Annotated in this window: 14 protein-coding genes; 8 read left to right on the forward strand and 6 right to left on the reverse strand. The window is 68.5% G+C overall.

All coding sequences use genetic code 11. The features are described 5' to 3' along the window. Positions 1-2: 2 nt before the first annotated feature. Genes GXZ33_RS10380 through thrC form a run of 4 tightly spaced genes read right to left on the reverse strand, consistent with a single transcriptional unit; the run spans position 3 to position 5,618 of the window. Positions 3-3,191, reverse strand: a complete 3,189-nt coding sequence (locus tag GXZ33_RS10380) for an exonuclease domain-containing protein (RefSeq protein ID WP_291340958.1) — start codon at positions 3,189-3,191, stop codon at positions 3-5. Continuing rightward, positions 3,188-4,045, reverse strand: coding sequence for a trypsin-like serine protease (locus GXZ33_RS10385; RefSeq protein WP_291340959.1), 858 nt, complete (start codon positions 4,043-4,045; stop codon positions 3,188-3,190). The genes GXZ33_RS10380 and GXZ33_RS10385 overlap by 4 nt, the downstream gene beginning before the upstream one ends. After that, positions 4,042-4,164 carry a hypothetical protein gene (locus GXZ33_RS10390; protein ID WP_291340960.1) on the reverse strand — a complete coding sequence of 41 codons (123 nt, stop codon included), beginning with the start codon at positions 4,162-4,164 and terminating at the stop codon, positions 4,042-4,044. The genes GXZ33_RS10385 and GXZ33_RS10390 overlap by 4 nt, the downstream gene beginning before the upstream one ends. Positions 4,165-4,175: 11 nt before the next feature. After that, on the reverse strand, positions 4,176-5,618 hold the full coding sequence (gene thrC, locus GXZ33_RS10395) for a threonine synthase (RefSeq protein WP_291340961.1): 1,443 nt from the start codon (positions 5,616-5,618) through the stop codon (positions 4,176-4,178). 179 nt (positions 5,619-5,797) lie between these two features. Between thrC and GXZ33_RS10400 the strand changes: the two genes are divergently transcribed. The 8 genes from GXZ33_RS10400 to GXZ33_RS10435 all read left to right on the forward strand — a co-directional run bounded on the left by GXZ33_RS10400 (position 5,798) and on the right by GXZ33_RS10435 (position 17,409). Then, on the forward strand, positions 5,798-6,679 hold the full coding sequence (locus GXZ33_RS10400) for a hypothetical protein (protein WP_291340962.1): 882 nt from the start codon (positions 5,798-5,800) through the stop codon (positions 6,677-6,679). Between the two features lie 128 nt (positions 6,680-6,807). After that, positions 6,808-8,265 carry an alanine racemase gene (locus tag GXZ33_RS10405; RefSeq protein WP_291340963.1) on the forward strand — a complete coding sequence of 486 codons (1,458 nt, stop codon included), beginning with the start codon at positions 6,808-6,810 and terminating at the stop codon, positions 8,263-8,265. A 333-nt stretch (positions 8,266-8,598) separates the two neighbouring features. Further along, positions 8,599-12,504, forward strand: coding sequence for a Pls/PosA family non-ribosomal peptide synthetase (locus GXZ33_RS10410; protein WP_291340964.1), 3,906 nt, complete (start codon positions 8,599-8,601; stop codon positions 12,502-12,504). After that, positions 12,501-13,823 carry a heparan-alpha-glucosaminide N-acetyltransferase domain-containing protein gene (locus GXZ33_RS10415; protein WP_291340965.1) on the forward strand — a complete coding sequence of 441 codons (1,323 nt, stop codon included), beginning with the start codon at positions 12,501-12,503 and terminating at the stop codon, positions 13,821-13,823. The genes GXZ33_RS10410 and GXZ33_RS10415 overlap by 4 nt, the downstream gene beginning before the upstream one ends. A gap of 75 nt (positions 13,824-13,898) precedes the next feature. Continuing rightward, positions 13,899-15,263, forward strand: coding sequence for an MFS transporter (locus GXZ33_RS10420; protein WP_291340966.1), 1,365 nt, complete (start codon positions 13,899-13,901; stop codon positions 15,261-15,263). A gap of 70 nt (positions 15,264-15,333) precedes the next feature. Continuing rightward, complete coding sequence (locus GXZ33_RS10425) at positions 15,334-15,951, forward strand: hypothetical protein (protein ID WP_291340967.1); 618 nt, start codon at positions 15,334-15,336, stop codon at positions 15,949-15,951. A 185-nt stretch (positions 15,952-16,136) separates the two neighbouring features. Then, complete coding sequence (locus tag GXZ33_RS10430) at positions 16,137-16,589, forward strand: excalibur calcium-binding domain-containing protein (protein WP_291340968.1); 453 nt, start codon at positions 16,137-16,139, stop codon at positions 16,587-16,589. Positions 16,590-16,629: 40 nt separating this feature from the next. Continuing rightward, positions 16,630-17,409, forward strand: a complete 780-nt coding sequence (locus GXZ33_RS10435) for an excalibur calcium-binding domain-containing protein (RefSeq protein WP_291340969.1) — start codon at positions 16,630-16,632, stop codon at positions 17,407-17,409. Here the strand turns inward: GXZ33_RS10435 and GXZ33_RS10440 are convergent, their stop codons facing one another. Both GXZ33_RS10440 and GXZ33_RS10445 read right to left on the reverse strand, forming a co-directional pair. Continuing rightward, on the reverse strand, positions 17,410-18,114 hold the full coding sequence (locus tag GXZ33_RS10440; protein WP_291340970.1) for an AAA family ATPase: 705 nt from the start codon (positions 18,112-18,114) through the stop codon (positions 17,410-17,412). A gap of 39 nt (positions 18,115-18,153) precedes the next feature. Then, entirely contained in the window at positions 18,154-18,483 is a 330-nt protein-coding gene (locus tag GXZ33_RS10445) for a hypothetical protein (protein ID WP_291340971.1), read from the reverse strand. Between the last annotated feature and the right edge of the window lie 63 nt (positions 18,484-18,546).

The following is an 18,546-nucleotide window of genomic DNA, read 5'->3' on the forward strand; positions in this document are numbered from 1 at the left end:
TCCTAGAGTCCGAGGATGAGATCGGCGATGTCGTCCTGCCGGCGGTGCCGGAAACGGGACACGGTGCGACGGCGCGGGGCCCCGGCGTCGAGACCGACGGCCCTGTTCAGCCGCTCGAGGGCCTGCCCGTCGGCGGCGGTGATCCAGGTGTCCAGGCCGGTGACGTTGAGGATCTCCGCCATCCCCGCCCCCGGGGAGCGCGGGGTGGCGCGCTGGACGTCGAAACGCCCGTCGGCGGTGAACTGCAGCCAGATGCGCTCGCCCTCCCCGATGCCGGCGGCCTCGAGGAAACGGCGGATGGTGCCGACCGTGGCACTGTTGCGCCCGTTGGCCACCGCCTGCTCGCCGAGGGCACTGTCCAGTGTCCGCTTCTCCAGCAGGGGGATGTCCAACGCGACCGCCAGACCGCGCGGCACGCCGGAGCCGGAGCCCCGCAGGTGCTCGGAGGTGACGGTGGTCAACAGGAACCAGTCACCGTGGACGCGGTAGAGATCGGGGGCCTCGTCGGGGTCGGCGTCGATCGCGGCGATCTCCTCGGCGCGGCTGACCAGACCGTCGACGGTCTGGAACTCGGCGGAGGACGCGTACTGCCGGATCGTCGACTCGGCCACACCGAGGGCATCGGCGTCCGCAAGCAGCCGCGGCAGCGGGACGGGCCCGTCCTCGACGCGGCGGCCGATCCACTCCGCCAGCGTGGAGTACTCCTCCATGCCCCAGTCGGCCAGGGCCCACCGGTCGCGGCCGACGCGGATGATCCGCGGATCAGCACCCATGGCGTTGTAGAGGGTGCGCGGGTTCGCGTCCCCCAGGCGTGCGACGAGCTCGGGACCGTCGAGGGGCTCCCCCGCGATGGCCAGCAGCGCCGCCGCCCGGTCCTGCGAGGAGCGGTTCCGGGTGAGCACATGCTCCCCGTCCATGATGAGGTGCCCGCTCAGACGCTGCGCCAGCAGCTGCCTGCCGACACCCAGGTTCTCCGCCACCGCCGCCAGTGAGACGACACCGAAGTCATCCGCGAAATCGGCCAGCGCCGCGGAGAGGTCGTCGTCGAAACCGGTGCGCTGGAACCAGCCGTCCTGCAGCTGCCAGTCGTCCGCCAACCAGGCCAGGGTCGTCAGCATGTCGTGGCCGGCCGCCGGGCCGTCCTCCGCCAGGGCAGGCAGGTCACGCCGCAGATCCGCCGCCGGGGCCAGGGCCCCGTAACGCTGCGGCAGGGCGTCGAGGATGAGGTGGAGGGTGTCGTCCGGCTCGACGAGCCGACGCTTGAGCTGCGTCTCCAGCTGCCGGATGCGCTCGCGGGTGACGCCGTGGTCGGCGCCGATCTCCTCCAGGGTGCGGGAACCCATGATGCGGCCGACGAAGATGTCGATGTCCCGCTGGTCGGTGCCGATGCGGCGGAGCAGCTCCGCGCGGGCGCGACGCACGGCGGAGGTGGCCGGGTCGGACCAGTAGGCGTCCGCCGCCAGGGTCCGCCACGCACGGTGGACCGGGGCCGGGGCGCCGTCCGCGGGGGCGGCGGGCAGGGAGCCGGTCAGGGCCAGCCACTCGGTGAGGGTCTCCACCTCCCGCTGCGGCGCCGCCCACTCGCCGGTCTCCTCTGCCCCGTCGTCGAGGTAGATGTCCTCGGCGCCGGCGACCAGGTAGTCCCCGGTCGGGGCGTCGAGGGCCGAGTGCACCACCGCGACGAGCGTGCGGTGTACGCGCAGGCGACCGAAGCCGGGGAGGTCCATGAGCTGGGTGGCCGAGGCCTCCAGCGGGCGCGGCCACCGGTTGAGCCAGCGGGCGACGACCGTGCCGGTACGCGGCAGGGAGTCGGGGACCTCGGTGGGGTCCAGGCGCGGGGACAGTTCATGCAGGGGCACGTTGCGGTGGCGCTGCAGCCAGGCCCGGGCGATGTCGTCGGCGCCGGCGGGCTCCACCCCCAGGGAGGCGAGCCACGGGAAGATCTCGGTGAAGGGGGTGCCCGGGGTGGCGGGTGCGTCCGGGGTCTCCGGGATGTCCAGCGGCGCGAGGTCCCGCAGCATGCGGGCGAAGGTCGTCTCATCGACGATGGGCACGCCGAACTCCCGGGCCCGGCGGGCCTTGCCGCTCATGGAGTCCGGGTTCGCCGCCACCAGCAGCGCGGAGCGCCGGGTGACGCCGCCGACGTCGAGTCCCGCGGCCCGGGCGCGCTGCTCCCAGGTGTCCCGGCCCAGGGTGAGGGCACCGGTGAAGGTGACACGGTCGCCGTGCCGCAGGCCGGTGTCCTCGGCCTCGCCGTAGACCGGCTCCGCCAGCAGCGCGTCGACGGATTCCGGGTCCACGGCCAGCTGCACCGCGATGTCGTGCAGATGCGCGCGTTCCGCGGCGGTGACCACCCCGTCGGCCCACGCCTCGACGGCGAGCTGACGCAGGTAGTCGAGGTGGATCTCCAGGACCTCGTCGCGGCTGAGGCCCAGCTCCCCGGCGGCGGCCACGAGCTGCTCGATCTCGCTGCGCGAGAGGTGGTGGTCCAGCAGGGCACCCCGCAGGAGGACACGGTAGCGGTCGATCTCGGCGACCCCGGTGTCCGGGACGTTCGCGGTCAGCCGCTCGAACCAGTGACCCGCCCCGTCGGAGGCCGGCTCCGTGCCGCGGACGAGGATCGCCTCCCGCGGCAGGTCAGGCACGGGCCACGACAGGGGTGCCACGTCCTCGCCACGGGCCCCGTGCTTCTCGACGAGCACCCGGAAAAGCTCCGCCGTCGCCGTCGCATCAGCCAGCGCCGCGTGCGGCAGCTCATTGTGCAGGCCGGCGCAGCTCAGGCAGTCCGCCAGCCGCTCCGGCGCACCCGGCAGGTGCGCCCGGGACAGGACGCGGGTGCACAGGGACCAGGAGCCCGGGTCGGGCAGGTCGACGTCGAGACGCGCGAACTCCGCCGCCAGGAAACGGGTGTCGAAGGGGGCGTTGTGGGCGATGAGGACGCGGTCGTCGAGAAGCTCGGCGAGCTCCGCGGCGATGCCCGCGAAACGCGGCGCCGACACCAGCTCCGAGGCGCTGATGCCGTGGACGTGCGTGTTGTCGATGTCACGGTCCGGCTGCACGAGCGTCTGCCAGGTGGACTCGACGGTGAGGTGTTCGTCGAGAAGCACCACGCCGACCTCGATGACCCTGTCCGAGGGCCCGAACCCGGTGGTCTCCAGATCGAGGACAGCGGACTTGAAGGGGACGGTCACTGATATTCAGCCTCCGGGATGACGCGGTCGATGACCGTCTGGATGGCGGGCATGGACGTGTAGGACATGGTCATGGGACCGGCCTCCGGGTCCGCGCAGGAGTGGTCCTGCGCGGCGTCGCGGGTGCCCGACACCAGCCCGATGATGACGCGCTGTCCCTCGAGTTCGGCGTAGACGGGCCCGCCGGAGTCACCGGCCCGGGCACACACCGCCGCGGTGGCGGCGACGGCCCGCAGCTCGACGCCGTTGTGGTCGGCGAGGATCTCCACGCCGGTGGGGTTGATCGGGGTGCCGCACGTCTCGCCGGTGGTCATGCCATACTTGCAGATCATCGCCGGCAGCTCACCGACCATCTCCGCGACGACCGTCGGCACCGTCGCCTCCGGGGACATCATGGGGTGCCACGGGTTCGACACCTCGATGATCCCGACGTCGAGACGGCTCGAGGCGTCGTCGTAGAGGTCCGAGTACAGGAACCGCCCGACCGGGGCACTGAAGTCCGCGTCGACGCCGTCGACGGTGGCCCACACGTGGTCCCCCGGCATGCCGCAGTGCGACGCCGTGACCGCGTACGTCTTCTCGTGCGCGGTGAAACTGTAGGCGATCGTGCACTGGCCGACCTGGATCGTCTCCCCCGGCTCAGGCAGGGTCTTCGTGATGGTCACGGCCGTGCCCGGCGCCCAGGGACTCGCCGTGGGGGCCCGGAACTCAGCCGGGACCTGCGCCGGTGCCGCCGCGATCACCTCTGCGATGGGCGTGGGGTGCTGCCGCTGGTCCTCGACGGACCAGACGATGAGGGACCCCACGCCGGCGGTGGTCAGCGCGACCAGACCCGCCCAGACGCGGATGTTCACTGCTTGTCGACGCCGTCTTCCTCAGCCGCCGCCTCTTCCGCGGCCTGCGCCCTGATCATCTCGGCGAACTTCTCCGGATCGAAATCCTGGAAGTACTCCTGGCTCATCTTGAACTCCATGCCCACGGTGGCTACACCTCGGTGGTGCGGATGGAGTCGGTGATGAACTTCTTGACGGTTTCCGCGTCGTTCGGCAGGTCCGTCACGTGGCGCTCGGCATCGAGGATGCCGGCGAAACGCTCCGGGGTCTCCGGACGGCCGCCGGTGGCCTCCTCGATGGTCTCCGCGAACTTCACCGGCAGGGCGGTCTCCAGGCACACGATCGGACCGTCGACCTCGGAACGCCACTCACGGGCGACCTTGACGCCGTCGGCGGTGTGCGGGTCGAGCATGATGTTGAGACGCTCCCACACGTCCTTGATCGTGTCGAGGCGGTCCTGGTGGGTGGAGCGACCGGAGGCGAAGCCGAACTTCTCGGCGGCGGCCGGGAACGCGGGATCGTCGCTCAGCGAGAAACCGTCCGCGCGGACGTCGACGCCGAAGTGCTGCGCGACACGGTCCGCATCGCGGCCCAGCAGATCGAAGACGAAACGCTCGAAGTTGGAGGCACGCGAGATGTCCATCGACGGCGAGGAGGTCTCCAGGGTCTCCGAGGCCGGGCGCGGACGGTAGTTGCCGGTGCGGAAGAACTCGTCGAGGACGTCGTTCTCGTTGGTGGCGACGATGAGACGGTCGATCGGCAGCCCCATCTGACGGGCGATGTGGCCCGCGCAGATGTCACCGAAGTTGCCCGTGGGCACAGAGAAGGAGACCTTCTGGTCGTTGCTCTCCGTGATCTTCAGCCAGGAGGAGACGTAGTAGACGATCTGCGCCATGAGGCGGGCCCAGTTGATGGAGTTGACCGCACCGATACGGTTCTCGGCCTTGAACTCCGCGTCCGCCGACACGGCCTTGACCACGTCCTGGCAGTCGTCGAAGACACCGTCGAGGGCGATGTTGAAGATGTTCGGGTCCTGCAGACCGAACATCTGCGCCTGCTGGAACGGGGTCATGCGACCGGCGGGGGTCAGCATGAAGACACGGATGCCCTTGCGGCCGCGCATGGCGTACTCGGCGGAGGAGCCGGTGTCGCCGGAGGTCGCACCCAGGATGTTGAGGGTCTCGCCGCGGCGGGCCAGCTCATACTCGAAGAGCTCACCGAGCAGCTGCATCGCCATGTCCTTGAAGGCGGCGGTCGGGCCCTCGGAGAGGTGGCCGATCCACAGACCGTCCTCCAGCTCGGTCACGGGGACGATCTCCTCGTGCGCGAACTTCGGGTGGGTGTAGGCGCGGGCCGCGATGCCCTCGAGGTCCTCCGCCGGGATGTCGTCGACGAAGAGCTTGAGGATCTCCGCCGCCAGGGCGGCGTACCCCTTCTCCTGCAGAAGTGTCCGCCACTGCGTCAGCTGCTCATCGCTGATCTGCGGGTACTCGGCGGGCAGGTAGAGGCCGCCGTCGGGAGCCAGGCCACCGAGCAGGATGTCGGTGAAGGTGGCGGGAGTACGGGAGGAGTCGCGCGTCGAAATGTAATCCACGAGGACAACCATACGTGGCGGAGCCGGGGGCATGCGCAACATCCCACCCGAGGGCATTCTCCCGGAAAGGGAAAAGGAGTTGAGTACGCTACTGGATACTGTCGCTGCCCGCACCTCCCGGATGCCGGGCAGCATCGTCAGCACTGCGTCATCGCGTCATACAGAGGAGTGAGCTCCACGTGGCAACCCGAGGAACCGGACGGACCGTCGCGGCCGTCACCGCCGTGCTGCTGGTACTCGTCATGGCCGTCGCGGTACTGCCCCGCATCAGCAGCGCCGACGACTGCGTACCCACCAGCACCCGGGAATGCGGCTGCCTCACGGAGAGCGCCGAATTCGAGGGACTGACCGCAACGGACACCAGGACCCTCTCCCCCGGGCAGATGACCTACGAGGAGCACTCCTTCCGTCACGCCGGCACGGAGAGCACCTACCGCGTGTTCTCCCACGGCATCGACTGGGACCGGCCGGTCGGCGCCGTCGTCCGCCTGCACGGTGACGGTGCCTACGAGTACCTGTACTCCAAGCGTCTCTCCTCCTGCCTGGCAGCCGTCGCCGCCGCCCACAACCTCATCCTCGTGCAGCCCCTCACCCCCGCGGAGGACCTGACGTGGTGGACGGACCTGGAGACCAACACCGACTGGCTGGAGGCCTTCCACGACGAGGAACTCAGCGCCATGGAGGGTGTCGACCCGGACCGTGTGTGGTGGATGGGCTACTCCGGCGGGGCGGAGATGATCAGCTACGGGCTGCTCCCCTCCGCCGGCCACGTCATCACGGGCGGGGCGATCCTGGTGGGTGGCGGCGGGGCCCCGAGCAGGAAGCGTCACAGTGTGCCGGAGGAGCGGGTCGCCGACCTGCCGTTGTACTGGGTGACCGGCCGCCACGACACGGGCGAGGACCCCCGGGAGACCTTCGACGCCCTGACGGCGGCGACCGAAGGCGCCGACGCCTACCGGTCCCTGGGCTTCGAGGGGGTGTCCACCGACTTCTGGAGGGACGACAACCACATCTCCATCGACCAGGTGGAGATCCTCCACTCGATCCTCCGGGAGCGCTGAGCCACCCCTGGACAGGGTGACGGCCCTTTCCTTCAGGCCCTCCGGATATCGCCCTGGTGTGGCTACGCTGGATGGTATACACAACAACTGTCGCTCGGGCAGCAGACCACACCCAGGGAGCTGTTTTCATGAACCATCAACTCACAGAGCAGGGGCGCCTCACCCGGAAGCCGTGGCTGGTTGTCCCCGCCTTCGGTGCCACCGTCCTCCTTCTCGCCGGCTGCTCCCAGACGGCGGACGTCGAGGAGCAGCCGGACCCCTCACGTGAAGCCAGCGGCACGATCTCCCTGGCCCCGTCCCGGGGCGGAATCAGCGGCGGGAACCTGGTCCTGGTGGACACCGGGGACGACACCACCGGGCCGGTCACCGCAACGTTCGGCGACTCCCCCGAGGTTGAGTGCCAGTTCGACCAGAGGTCGGCCATGCACGCCTGCACCGCCCCCGGCCACCCCACCCCCGGGACCGTGGACGTGACCCTCAGCGTCGAGGGGACGCCCCTGCCGCAGCAGCTGCCCTACACGTACACGACCAACGGCACCCAGGCCTCCCCGATGATGGTCATCAACACCGAGACGGTGCGGGAGCGGGCCCGGGAGGTCCGTGCCATCTACCCCTACGGGGTGAAGCTCGGCGTGGTCCTGAAGAACGGCGAGCCGGTGGACGTGTTCGGACGGGTGATCAACGACGCCATCGCCCCGGACCACTTCTTCGTCCCGACCCTGGATGACGCCATTTCCCTGCGCGAAGCCGGGATCGAGGCCAACATCGCAGTGTTGTACGTGTCCCCGGTGGAGGATCTTCCCCTGCTGCTCCACTACGACATCGAGGCGGCGGCCATCGACTCCGCCTGGGCGGAGGCCGCGGAACAGGTCGTGGCGAAGAGCGGCAACGGCCCCCTGCGTGTCCACCTCTGGATCGACACTGGCATGGGCCGGGAGGGCGTCGTCCCTGATGACGCATTCTCCGTCGCCCAGACCATCGAGAACTCCCCGCACCTGGAACTGGCCGGCATCGCCACCCACTTCAACGCCGTCACGGCAGACGACTCCGCGGCCATCGCGGCCAACGACACCACGAACCACACGGTGCTCCAGAAGACGCGTTTCGACGGCGCCGTGCAGCAGATCAGGGGCGCCGGCCTGGGGCAGAACGCGCTCATCCATGCCGGGGCCACGGACGTCCTGGTCAACGAGATCGAGGAGCTGCACTACGACCTCATGCGGATCGGCGGCGCCTTCTTCGGTGGCTCCCTCCCCGAGGAACGCATCTACTCCTGGACCACGGAACTCACCCAGGTCAAGACCCTGCCGGAAGGCTGGTGCCTCGACTACAACTGCACCACCCCCACCGACCGGCCGCTGCAGGTGGGTCTGGTCCACCACGTCCCCGCCCGGGAGAACGACGTGGTGTTCACCGTGCGCGGCGTCCAGGTGCCGGTCCTCCTCAACCACGGAACGGTGGTCACCCTGGATCTGTCCGGGGTGCCGGATGCCGTCGCCGGCGACGAGGTCGAGCTGGACTTCGATCCGAAGGCCTTCTACAACCCGGACGGTTCCGCCCCCCTGCCCGTCACCACCACCGGTTAGTGCGCCCGCGGAGAGCCGCGGAATGCGTAACGGAACAGGCGGTTTGCCCGATTTTATGTATGGACCTACATGAATTCAGATCTTTCTGAGAATGTGTCAAGCCTCTTATCCCCTTCTTTTTGTACATATATACAAGTAAAATACATGACATAGAAAGTTTGTGTCCTGCGGCAGACGTCTGACCATCAGGTTTGCCCCTGAATCGCGTGCAGGACACAAGAAGTCCCGACTCTGCGAAAGTGGGCCATGTCCAGATCAATCCCGCCCCCCGCATCTCTTCACCTCCGGGAACCAGGTGACTCTGACCACCCCGAACTGGCGATCTACGGAGTCATGCCGGCCTCCCCTCCGCGTACGCTCGTCGACATCCTCCGTGCGACGATCGCCGCGCACCCCGAGGTCACCGCCATCGAGGCGGCCGACGCCGCCATCACCTACGGCGAGCTCGAGCAGCTTCTCGACGCTGAGGCGGCCCGCCTCGCCGACATCGGCGTCACCCGGGGTTCCCGGGTGGGTATCCGGGTCCCTTCAGGAACCACCGACCTCTACGTCGCCATCCTGGCCACGATCTGGGCCGGCGCCGCCTACGTGCCCGTCGACTGGAACGACCCCGATTCCCGCGCTACCACCGTCTGGGAGGAGGCCGCCGTCGATGCCGTCTACGGGCGGGATCTGTCGCTGACCGTCATGCGCGACGATCCCCCCACCGGTGTGACACCCGCGGCCCCGGGGCTTGACGACGACGCCTGGATCATCTTCACCTCCGGCACCACCGGCAAGCCGAAGGGCGTGGCCATCAAGCACCGGTCCGCCGCCGCCTGGGTGGACGCGGAGTCCCGCATGTTCCTTCTCGACGCCCCGCTGGGCCCCCGTGACCGCGTCATGGCCGGTCTGTCCGTCGCCTTCGACGCCTCCTGCGAGGAGATGTGGCTGGCCTGGCGTTTCGGAGCCACCCTCGTCGCCGCCGACCGGGAGACCGTGCGGGCCGGCGACATACTCGGTGACTGGATCATCGAACAGGACATCACCGTCGTCTCCACCGTCCCGACCCTGGCCGCCTTCTGGCCCTCAGAGGCCTTCGACAAGGTCCGTCTGCTGATCTTCGGCGGCGAGGCCTGCCCGCAGGAACAGGTGGACAGGCTCGTGGCCGACGGCCGTGAGGTCTGGAACACGTACGGCCCCACCGAGACCACCGTCATCGTCAGTGGCCACATGATGACCACCGAGCCGCCGGTGCGGATCGGCCGGCCGATCCCCGGCTGGGAGTTGGCCGTCGTCGGCCCGGACGAGGAACCCGTCAAGTGGGGGGAGACCGGCGAACTCGTCGTCGGCGGAGTCGGGCTCGGCCGCTACCTCGACAAGGAGAAGGACGCCGAGGTCTACGCCTCCCTCCCCTCCCTCGGCTGGGAGCGCGCCTACCGCACAGGCGACCTCGTGCAGGCCGAACGGGAAGGACTCATCTTCCGCGGTCGCGCAGACGACCAGATCAAGTTCGCCGGACGTCGCCTGGAACTCGGCGAGCTCGACGACCATCTGACCGGACTCAGCGATGTCCGCGTCGGTGCCGCCGCACTCCATCAGACACCGGCGGGCTCCGACGTGCTGGTCGGCTACCTGGTTCCCGAACCGGGCATGACGATCGACCTCGCGGCTGCACGAGGCCAGCTGGCCACGACGTTGCCCGGCGGCATCGTCCCCACGCTCTGCGTCCTCGAGGAGATGCCGACCAAGACGTCCGGCAAGGTGGACCGCAAGGCCCTGCCCTGGCCTCTGCCCCGCGCGAACGAGGACTCCCCCGATCTGCCTCCGGAACTGGTCGGGCTCGCGGAACGCTGGATGGACCAGCTCGGCCCCGTCCCCCTCGCCCCGGACAGTGACTTCTTCGACATGGGCGGCAGTTCGGTCGCCATCGCCAAGCTCGCCACTGACCTGCGCCAGGATTACCCGGGCGCCAACATCGCGGAGCTCTACCTCCACCGGACCCTGGAGTCAATGTCCGACTATCTGCGCTCCCTGGAGTCGGAGACCACCGTCCGCCCCATGCCCGAACCACTGCCCTGGTTCACCGGACCGGTCCAGGCCGCCACCGTGCTGGGGCTCTACGCCATCAACGGCCTGCGCTACATCGTCGGCGTGATGCTGGTCATCTGGGTCCTCAGTGCCGGTCTCCACGCCAGCTGGGTGAGGACTCCCGCCCTGCTCACGCTGGCTCCGCTCATCGTGGCGTGGCTCCTGCTGTTCTCCAACCGCGGCAAGTTCCTCGTGACGGCCCTCGGAGCCCGCCTGCTCACCTGGAGACTCCGTCCGGGCAGCTACCGACGCGGCGGCATGACACATCTGCGGGTGTGGGCCGCCGAACGGCTGCTGACGCACCAGCGCCTGGATGCGGTACTGGGCACCCCGCAGATCCGGACGCTGTACCGGCTCCTGGGCAACCGCGTGGGCAAGCGCGCCGAACTCCACAGTTTCCCCCCGGTCACGGGTCTGCTCACGATCGGTGACGACGTCTCCGTCGAACCGGAGGTCGACCTGAACGGCCACTGGATCGACGGCGACAGATTCATCGTGGGCACGATCGACATCGAGGACCATGTCCGGGTGGGCACCCGCACGGTCGTCTCCCCGGACACGACCATCAGTGAAGGCGCCGAGATCCTCCCCGGCTCACACGCCTCCGGTGTCGTCGGAAGCTGGACGCTCTGGGGTGGTTCCCCCCTGCAGCCGCTGGGCGAGTCGGGTCAGAACTGGCCCCTGGAGGATGCGCACACCGATCCCGGCGTGCACCGTCTCGGTGGCGTCACCAACCATCTCCTCCATGCCGCAGGCCTCTTCTGGATCACGCTGCTGCCCCTCCTGGCACTCGGCCCCGGTGTCGGCGTGCTGTTCACGCAGATCCGGGGAATCGAACGCTACCCCGTCCTCTTCCCGGTCCTCTACGCGTGGGTTCCGCTGACCATCCTGCTGACCATCACCACCTGGCTCGTGCTGGTCATCACCACGGTGCGTTTCCTGTCGCTGCTCATCAGACCGGGCTACTACCCCGCGCAGAGCGCCACCGGATGGGCCCTGTGGTTCACACAGGCGCTCATGGAGCGCACCCTGACGTCCACCTACTTCATGTACGCCTCCTGGGTGACCCCCATATTCATGCGTCTGCTGGGTGCGCAGGTGGGCAAGGGCACGGAGATCTCCACCCTGGTCTCCATCCCGCACCTGACGCGTATCGACGACCACAGCTTCATCGCCGACCATGCCCTCCTCTCCGCACCCCGGCACCGGGACGGCTGGGTGCACGTGGGCACCACCACCGTCGGTGAAGGCAGCTTCGTCGGCAACTCAGGCATCGTCGGCCCGGACCGCGACCTGCCCCCGGAGTCCCTGGTGGCCGTCCTGTCCTCCGCGCCCTACCGTCCGCAGCGGGGCACCTCCTGGCTCGGCCGACGCCCCGTGGAGATCCCGCGGAAGAAGGTCGAGTCCGACGCGTCGAGCACGTTCGCACCGCTGCGCAGGCTGAAGATCGGCCGTGCCCTCGTCGAGACCCTGCGACTGCTGCCGGCGATCATCACGGCCTGGCTCGATCTCGCGGTCGTCTTCGTCGGCACCGTCGTCTTCATGCACTGGTTCTACCTGGGGGAGGCGGCCAAGGGGCTGCTGATCCTCATCCTCATCTCGGGACCGCTCGTCCTGTGTGCCGGAATGATCGCCTCGCTGATCCCGGTCGTCACCAAGTGGCTGGTGGTCGGTGTGTTCCGGGCGGGTGACCGGACCCTGTTCAGCACGTTCGTGTGGCGCAGTGAGCTCGCGGACAACTTCGTCGAACCACTCGCGGTCCCCAGCCTGGTGCGGATGAGCCTGGGCACCCCGATGTTCAACGTGTGGGCCCGACTGATGGGCACGCGCATCGGCCGCGATGTCTGGTGCGAAACCTGGTGGCTCCCGGAGTTCGACCTCATCACCCTCGAGGACCGCTGCACCGTCAACAGGGGCACCGTCCTCCAGACCCACCTCTTCCACGACCGGGTGATGTCCATCGAGCCCGTGGTTCTCCGACGTGGAGCCAGCCTGGGACCCAACAGTTTCCTCCTTCCGGGAGCGAGCGTCGGTGAGCGTTCCACCATCGGACCCGTCTCACTCGTCCTCCGGCAGGATTCCATCCCCTCCGACTCCGTGTGGGAGGGCAACCCGGTACAGCGCGTCACCGTGCCGTCCACTCAGACGAAAGAGGTCAGGGTGTCATGACCCTGGACAGTTCCTCTCCCCGCACCACCTACGAGGGGGATCTTCCCCCCGGATTCCGCCCCCGTCCGGGCCCGCGGCCCGAGCGCAGCGTGTGGATCGGCGGCGCCGATCCGGTGGCTGACGCCCCCGAGAAGAAGACCCGCGTCATCGGCATCGACGCCGCCCGTGGTCTGGCGCTCATCGGCATGATCGCGACGCATGTCCTGCCGTCGTTCCACACGGCCACCGGTGAGCCGACCCTGCAGTGGTCCCTGTTCGCCGGCAACGCGGCAGCCCTCTTCGCGCTGCTCGCGGGAATCTCCCTCACCATGATGACGGGCCGGACCACCCCTCACACGGGACGTCGCTGGGTCCGGAGCGCAGTCGCGATCCTCGTCCGCGCACTGCTCATGTTCTCCGTCTTCGGGCTGGTGCTCAACGTCCTGGCGATCCCGGTGTACAACATCCTCCCCTACTACGCCCTGCTGTTCCTGCTGGCGATCCCGTTCACGCTGCTCCGACCGCTGCAGCTGCTGGTGGTGTCGATCCTGTTCGGGGTGGGTGGCCCGGTGGCGATCTACCTGATCAACAGGAGCGTCGACTACACCGTCTTCTCCAGCCCCACCTTCACCGACCTCAGCGCTGATCCCGCAGGTGTGATGCTCAGTCTGTTCTCGGGCGGAGCCTTCCCGGTGCTCACCTGGATGACCTTCATCTGTCTCGGCCTCATGCTGGGGCGGATGGGTCTGGAGAGGCTCTCCGTCCAGATCCAGCTGGCGGCCTCCGGTGTGATCCTCATGGTCGCCTCGAGCGCCCTGTCCGGATTCCTCCTCAACGCAGGTGGAGGCTGGCAGCAGATCATGGCCTCCAACCCCGCCATGACCACCGAGGACGCCTTCGACATCTCCGTGTACGGAACGCCGGCGGGCAGCTTCCAGTTCTCCCCCACGACGTGGTGGTGGCTGGCGGTCGACGGGCCCCACACCAACACGCCGCTCTCGATCGGGTACAGCGCCGGTGTCGCCCTGCTCATCCTCGGCGGTGCTCTCCTGGTGAGCCGGGTGTGGGCGGACATGCTCACCCCTCTCATCGCGGCCGGCAGCATGACCCTGACGATGTACACGGCGCACCTGGTCTTCATCACCTTCGTCGACACGACGACCCTCCCGATGCTCTGGTTCGTCATCCAGATCGGCTTCGCCCTGCTCTTCGCCACCATCTGGAAGATGAGTGTGGGACGTGGACCGTTCGAGGGCTTCGTCGCCCGGGTCTCCAAGTGGACTGCGGGACTGCTGGTCCCCGGACAGGAATCCCCGGGTAAACACCGCTCGGATTCCTGACCCGGAACATTCACGACGGAGAAAAACCCGCACCGCACCCCCTGTGGTCTGACCGATGGGTATAAGGTGTGATGCGTGACTCATCCGATACTGACCCCACACCCCCGCGAACAGGTGACCCCTAAGGCGCTCATCGTCTGGGTGACCGCCGTGATGGTGTACGTCGTCGCCATCACGGGGCGCACCTCCTTCGGTGTCGCCTCCGTCGACGCGATCGACCGGTTCGGTGTCGACGCCTCCCGCATCGCCGTCTTCACCGCCGTCCAGATCGGCGTCTACGCCTTCGCGCAGATCCCCGTCGGCATGCTCATCGACCGCTTCGGCCCCCGCCGACTGCTCGTCGCCGGCGCCCTCGTCATGGCCACGGGGCAGGTGCTCCTCGGATTCACCAGTTCCTACTGGGTGGCCATCGGCGCCCGTGTGCTCATCGGTGCCGGTGACGCGACCGCCTTCCTGTCGGTCATGCGCATCCTCCCCTACTGGTTCCCGCTGAAGAAGACGCCGCTGTTCACCCAGATGACCGCGGCGATCGGCCAGACCGGCCAGTTCCTCTCCGCCGTGCCCTTCCTCGCGCTGCTCCACGGCCCCGGCTGGACCACCGCCTTCCTCTCCCTCGGCGCCACCGGAGTCCTCATCGCCATCGCCGCAGGCGTGGCGGTGGCGGACTCCCCGGAGACCTGGGCGGCGTCGAAAAGCACGGCGGACCCGGATGACGTCCGTGAGAAGCAGGCCCCGCCGCCGAAGATCCCCATCGGCACCCTGCTGCTCACCGTGATGAAGGAGCCGTTGTGCTGGCAGGGCTTCTTCAACCACTACTCAGCGATGCTCCTGCAGATCGTGTTCACGCTGCTGTGGAGCGCGCCGATCATCACCCTCGGCATGGGACTGGAGCCGTCCGCCATCGGTGTGATCCTGACGATCAACGTCGTCGCGTCGATCTTCGCCGGCCCGATCCTGGGGCCGATCTCCGCACGACTGGGACGCAACCGTGTCCTCGCGTCGATCACGTTCTCGGGATTCATCGGCCTGGCGTGGATCATCTTCTTCCTGCCGGAGGAGCCGCGCGGCCTCACGGCGATCATCATCGTCAACATCATCATGGCGCTGTTCACCCCCTCCTCGAACTTCGGTTTCGACGACATCCGCGAGGACCTCGACCGCCGCATCGTCGCCACCGCCACCGGCATGTCCAACATGGGCGGATTCTTCGCCGGCATGATCGCCGCCCAGCTGGTCGGTGTCCTCCTCGACCACTCCTCGCAGGGCGCGGCCTACACGTGGGCCGACTTCCGCTTCGCCTGGTGGGCCGTCATCGTCACCTGGGCCATCGGCATGGCCGGGCTGATCACCTTCCGGATCATCGTCGCCCGCCGACGCCGTGAACAGGCGGCGTCCGGCCGCGGAACCGTCCGCATCGTGGACACCTCCGAGGGAGAATAAGCCCGTCCGCCACCCCCGAAATAGGTGTTCATCTCTTCTTTTCCCTGGTGAGGCACCATGATCCTTATCCATGCGTAAGACCATCATCAGCCTCATCGCGGCCACCGCCGTGGCCTTCGGCTCCATTCAGCCGGCAACCGCCCAGTCCTCCTTCAGCTCGGAGGAGACCACGGAGACCACCACGTCGATCAGCTCCCTGAGCTCCGCGGACACCTCGTCCGAGGATTCCACGGACGACACGGACACCCCGGCCGACGGCATCTCCGCCGCCGGCTCCCTCGAGTCCTCTTCCGAGGACGACCTCGCCCTCATCATCGGTGTCGCGGCCGTCACCGGCCTCATCGCCGGTGGCGTCCACTGGGCCGTCCAGCAGCGCCTGATCCCGAACCCGCTCCCGGGCATCATCCCGGATCCGGCTCCGATCCACGCCCCGGCTCCCGCTCCGGCACCGCAGCCTGCACCGGCTCCTGCTCCGGCTCCGGCTCCGCAGCCTGCCCCAGCACCGGCCCCTGCTCCGGCACCGGCCCCGGCTCCGCAGCCTGCCCCCGGCCCGGCCCCGGGCGTGCGCATTGTGTCTGGGGGAGCCTTCTGCAAGAACGCAGAGATCGGACAGCGCGGCCAAACCACCACCGGCAAGCCCATGACCTGCACTAAGTACCCGGGTGAGACCCGCGCCCGCTGGCGCTAAAGCCTGAGGGCAGTGCCTGCGAGCAATTGCTTTAGTCACTGCGGCGAGTAATCTCATACGTGGACACCTTCCCAGGTGGCCACGTATTTTTCTGTGCTTTTCGACGTCAGCGAGGCCCCATGCCCACCAGGCCCCCGTTCTCCCGGTACCGGGTTCTGGCTCTTTCCATCACAGCCTGCATGGCGATGTCCGGCTGCGTCATCGACACCGCGGACAGCAGCCCGCAGCAGGCGTCCCTCCCGTTACCGCCGGTGACGACCACGGTGACCGCGACGACCACCGCCACCTCCACCTCCACGGTGACTGCCGAACCGGTCACCGAGACGATGTACATCATCCCTGATGCCCTCACCGAGACCGTCACGGTCACCCCGGAGCCTGTCGTCGAGACGGTATATCCGGAGCCTGTCGTCGAGACGGTGTATCCGGAGCCTGTCGTCGCGACGGTGGTCGTGACAGAAACCGTCGAGGTACACCTCCAGCAGCAGGGGATGCCCGCCCCTCCCCCGGTGGCGGCGGCCACGTACTACCCGAACTGCACCGCCGCGCGTGCGGCCGGTGTCACCCCCATCTATCAGGGCGAACCGGGCTACGGCACCCACCTGGACCGTGACGGCGACGGCATCGCCTGCGAGTGACCCCCGTTCCTCTGTGTTCTCTCCCTGACAGCGAGGTCCCATGACTCCCCTCTCCCCCACCCGGCCCCGGAAGCTCATCCGGAGGATCCTGGCGTTCGCCACGGTCGGTCTCGGTCTGCTCCTGTCGCTCACGTCCTTCGGCATGGGCGACTGGAGGGACATCCTCGGGGGAATCCTGCTGGGTGTGGCGTTCATGCTTCCCGGCGCGTGGTTCCTGTGGCAGGAGAAGATCGACCGGGACAAGCTCGCCGCCTACGACGAGGCCGTTCGGCAGCACTCCTATTACTCCGGTCTCCTCGGTCCGGAGGATCATTCGGTCGTGAGCGGCATGGGGACTCCGGTACCTCCGCAGCCGACGAATCGCCGCTGGGGTCTGGTCTATCTGGGGGCCGTCGTGATCTTCGCCGTGGGGGCGGCCGTCCTTCCTCCCGTGGAACCGAGGCCCGATGGCGGGACCACGGTGACCACCACCCCGACCAGCACCTCGCAGGCCCCGGAACGTGTCACAGAGACAGTGGTCGTGACGTCCACGACCGACCCGGAGCCGACCCCCACGACCGATGCCCCGTCCCCGGTGCAGGCGACGACGCAGGTGATGGAATCCCACCACACCCCCATGCACGTCCCCTCCCCGGAGCAGGCGGACACGCAGCCCCAGAACTTCCTGGCTCCGGCGCCGGCACCGGAGCCTGCCCCGGCGGCCACGTACTACCCGAACTGCGCTGCGGCCCGCGCCGCCGGCGTGGCCCCGATCTACGAGGGGCAGCCCGGTTACGGCACACACCTGGACCGTGACCGGGACGGCATCGCCTGCGAGTAGCTACTCCAGGATGTAGCGGATCGTCCCCTGCGGGTCCTCCAGGAACTCCCGGGTGGCGATGACCGCCTCCGCCTCCTCGTAGACCGTCTCCTCCAGGCCGTCCTCGGTGATGTCGATGATCGCCGCATCGGGGATGGCCAGGATGATCGGCGAATGGGTGGCGATGATGAACTGCGCGCCCCTCTGCACCGCCCGGTGGATCTCGGCGACCAGCGCCATCTGCCGGACCACGGACAGCCCGGACTCGGGTTCGTCGAAGATGTAGAGTCCCGGGCTGTTGATCTGTTCCCCGAGGATCGACATGACTGACTCACCGTGTGACATCTCGTGCCGGGACTCCGCGGCGTCGGGAAGCGTGTCGAAGACCGTCACCGTGTCGTAGTGGGTCTCCGCGCGCAGGAAGTATCCGCGTAACGGGATGTCGCGGCCCCGCAGGGAGAGCCAGCGGGACAGCGGCGAGTGCGTCGGGTGGACCTGCCCCCGGAAGGCGCGGTCACGGAGCGGACCACCGCCGGCGTCGAAACCGGCGGCGATGGCGATCGCCTCGACGAGCGTTGATTTTCCGGAACCGTTGTCGCCCACGAAGCAGGTGACCGGTGAGGTCAGACGCAGCGACTCATGCTGCAGCAGGTGCCGTACGACAGGCACCCGCGTGACGTAGGTGTCCTCCCTGATGGGCTCCACGCGCAGAGATCTGATGAACATACCCCCATGTTAGTGGCGGAGATCACCCTTTGGCTGAGTTCAGTCGTTGCGGCGCGGCGGCTCCTGACGTCCGGTGAGGATGTCGATGACGCTGCGGATCGCGGCGTCCCCGATCTGACTCCCCTGCCCACCCCAGTTTCCGGAACCGAAGGGACCGCGGGGCTGTTCGGTGCGGGGTGTGGCTGCACCGGCGGGTGCGTCGCCGGACCCGTCGCGGGCGGCGGTGTCGGTGGCGGTGACGAGCAGCGTGGTGTCCTCCAGCTCGAGGCGGACGTCGTCGCTGACGCCGGCGGTGCGGGCGGCGTCGACGAGAGCGCGCAGGTCGGCGAAGGTGGCGTCGGAAAGATCGATGGACAGGGACAGTGACATTGTCGGCTCCTCATGTTTCGGGTTCGGGCCCCAGCGTAAACGCGCGGGCCCCGAGGTGTCACC

It is taken from the genome of Corynebacterium sp., assembly GCF_012838985.1.
In the GTDB taxonomy this organism is placed as follows: domain Bacteria; phylum Actinomycetota; class Actinomycetes; order Mycobacteriales; family Mycobacteriaceae; genus Corynebacterium.

Excerpts from the sequence above, each read along its gene's own strand:
- GXZ33_RS10390 (WP_291340960.1), bottom strand. The coding sequence starts at position 4,164 with ATGGAGTTCAAGATGAGCCAGGAGTACTTCCAGGATTTCGATCCGGAG.
- GXZ33_RS10405 (WP_291340963.1), top strand. The coding sequence starts at position 6,808 with ATGAACCATCAACTCACAGAGCAGGGGCGCCTCACCCGGAAGCCGTGG.
- GXZ33_RS10410 (WP_291340964.1), top strand. The coding sequence starts at position 8,599 with ATGCCGGCCTCCCCTCCGCGTACGCTCGTCGACATCCTCCGTGCGACG.
- GXZ33_RS10415 (WP_291340965.1), top strand. The coding sequence starts at position 12,501 with ATGACCCTGGACAGTTCCTCTCCCCGCACCACCTACGAGGGGGATCTT.
- GXZ33_RS10425 (WP_291340967.1), top strand. The coding sequence starts at position 15,334 with ATGCGTAAGACCATCATCAGCCTCATCGCGGCCACCGCCGTGGCCTTC.
- GXZ33_RS10430 (WP_291340968.1), top strand. The coding sequence starts at position 16,137 with ATGTCCGGCTGCGTCATCGACACCGCGGACAGCAGCCCGCAGCAGGCG.
- GXZ33_RS10435 (WP_291340969.1), top strand. The coding sequence starts at position 16,630 with ATGACTCCCCTCTCCCCCACCCGGCCCCGGAAGCTCATCCGGAGGATC.
- GXZ33_RS10440 (WP_291340970.1), bottom strand. The coding sequence starts at position 18,114 with ATGTTCATCAGATCTCTGCGCGTGGAGCCCATCAGGGAGGACACCTAC.
- GXZ33_RS10445 (WP_291340971.1), bottom strand. The coding sequence starts at position 18,483 with ATGTCACTGTCCCTGTCCATCGATCTTTCCGACGCCACCTTCGCCGAC.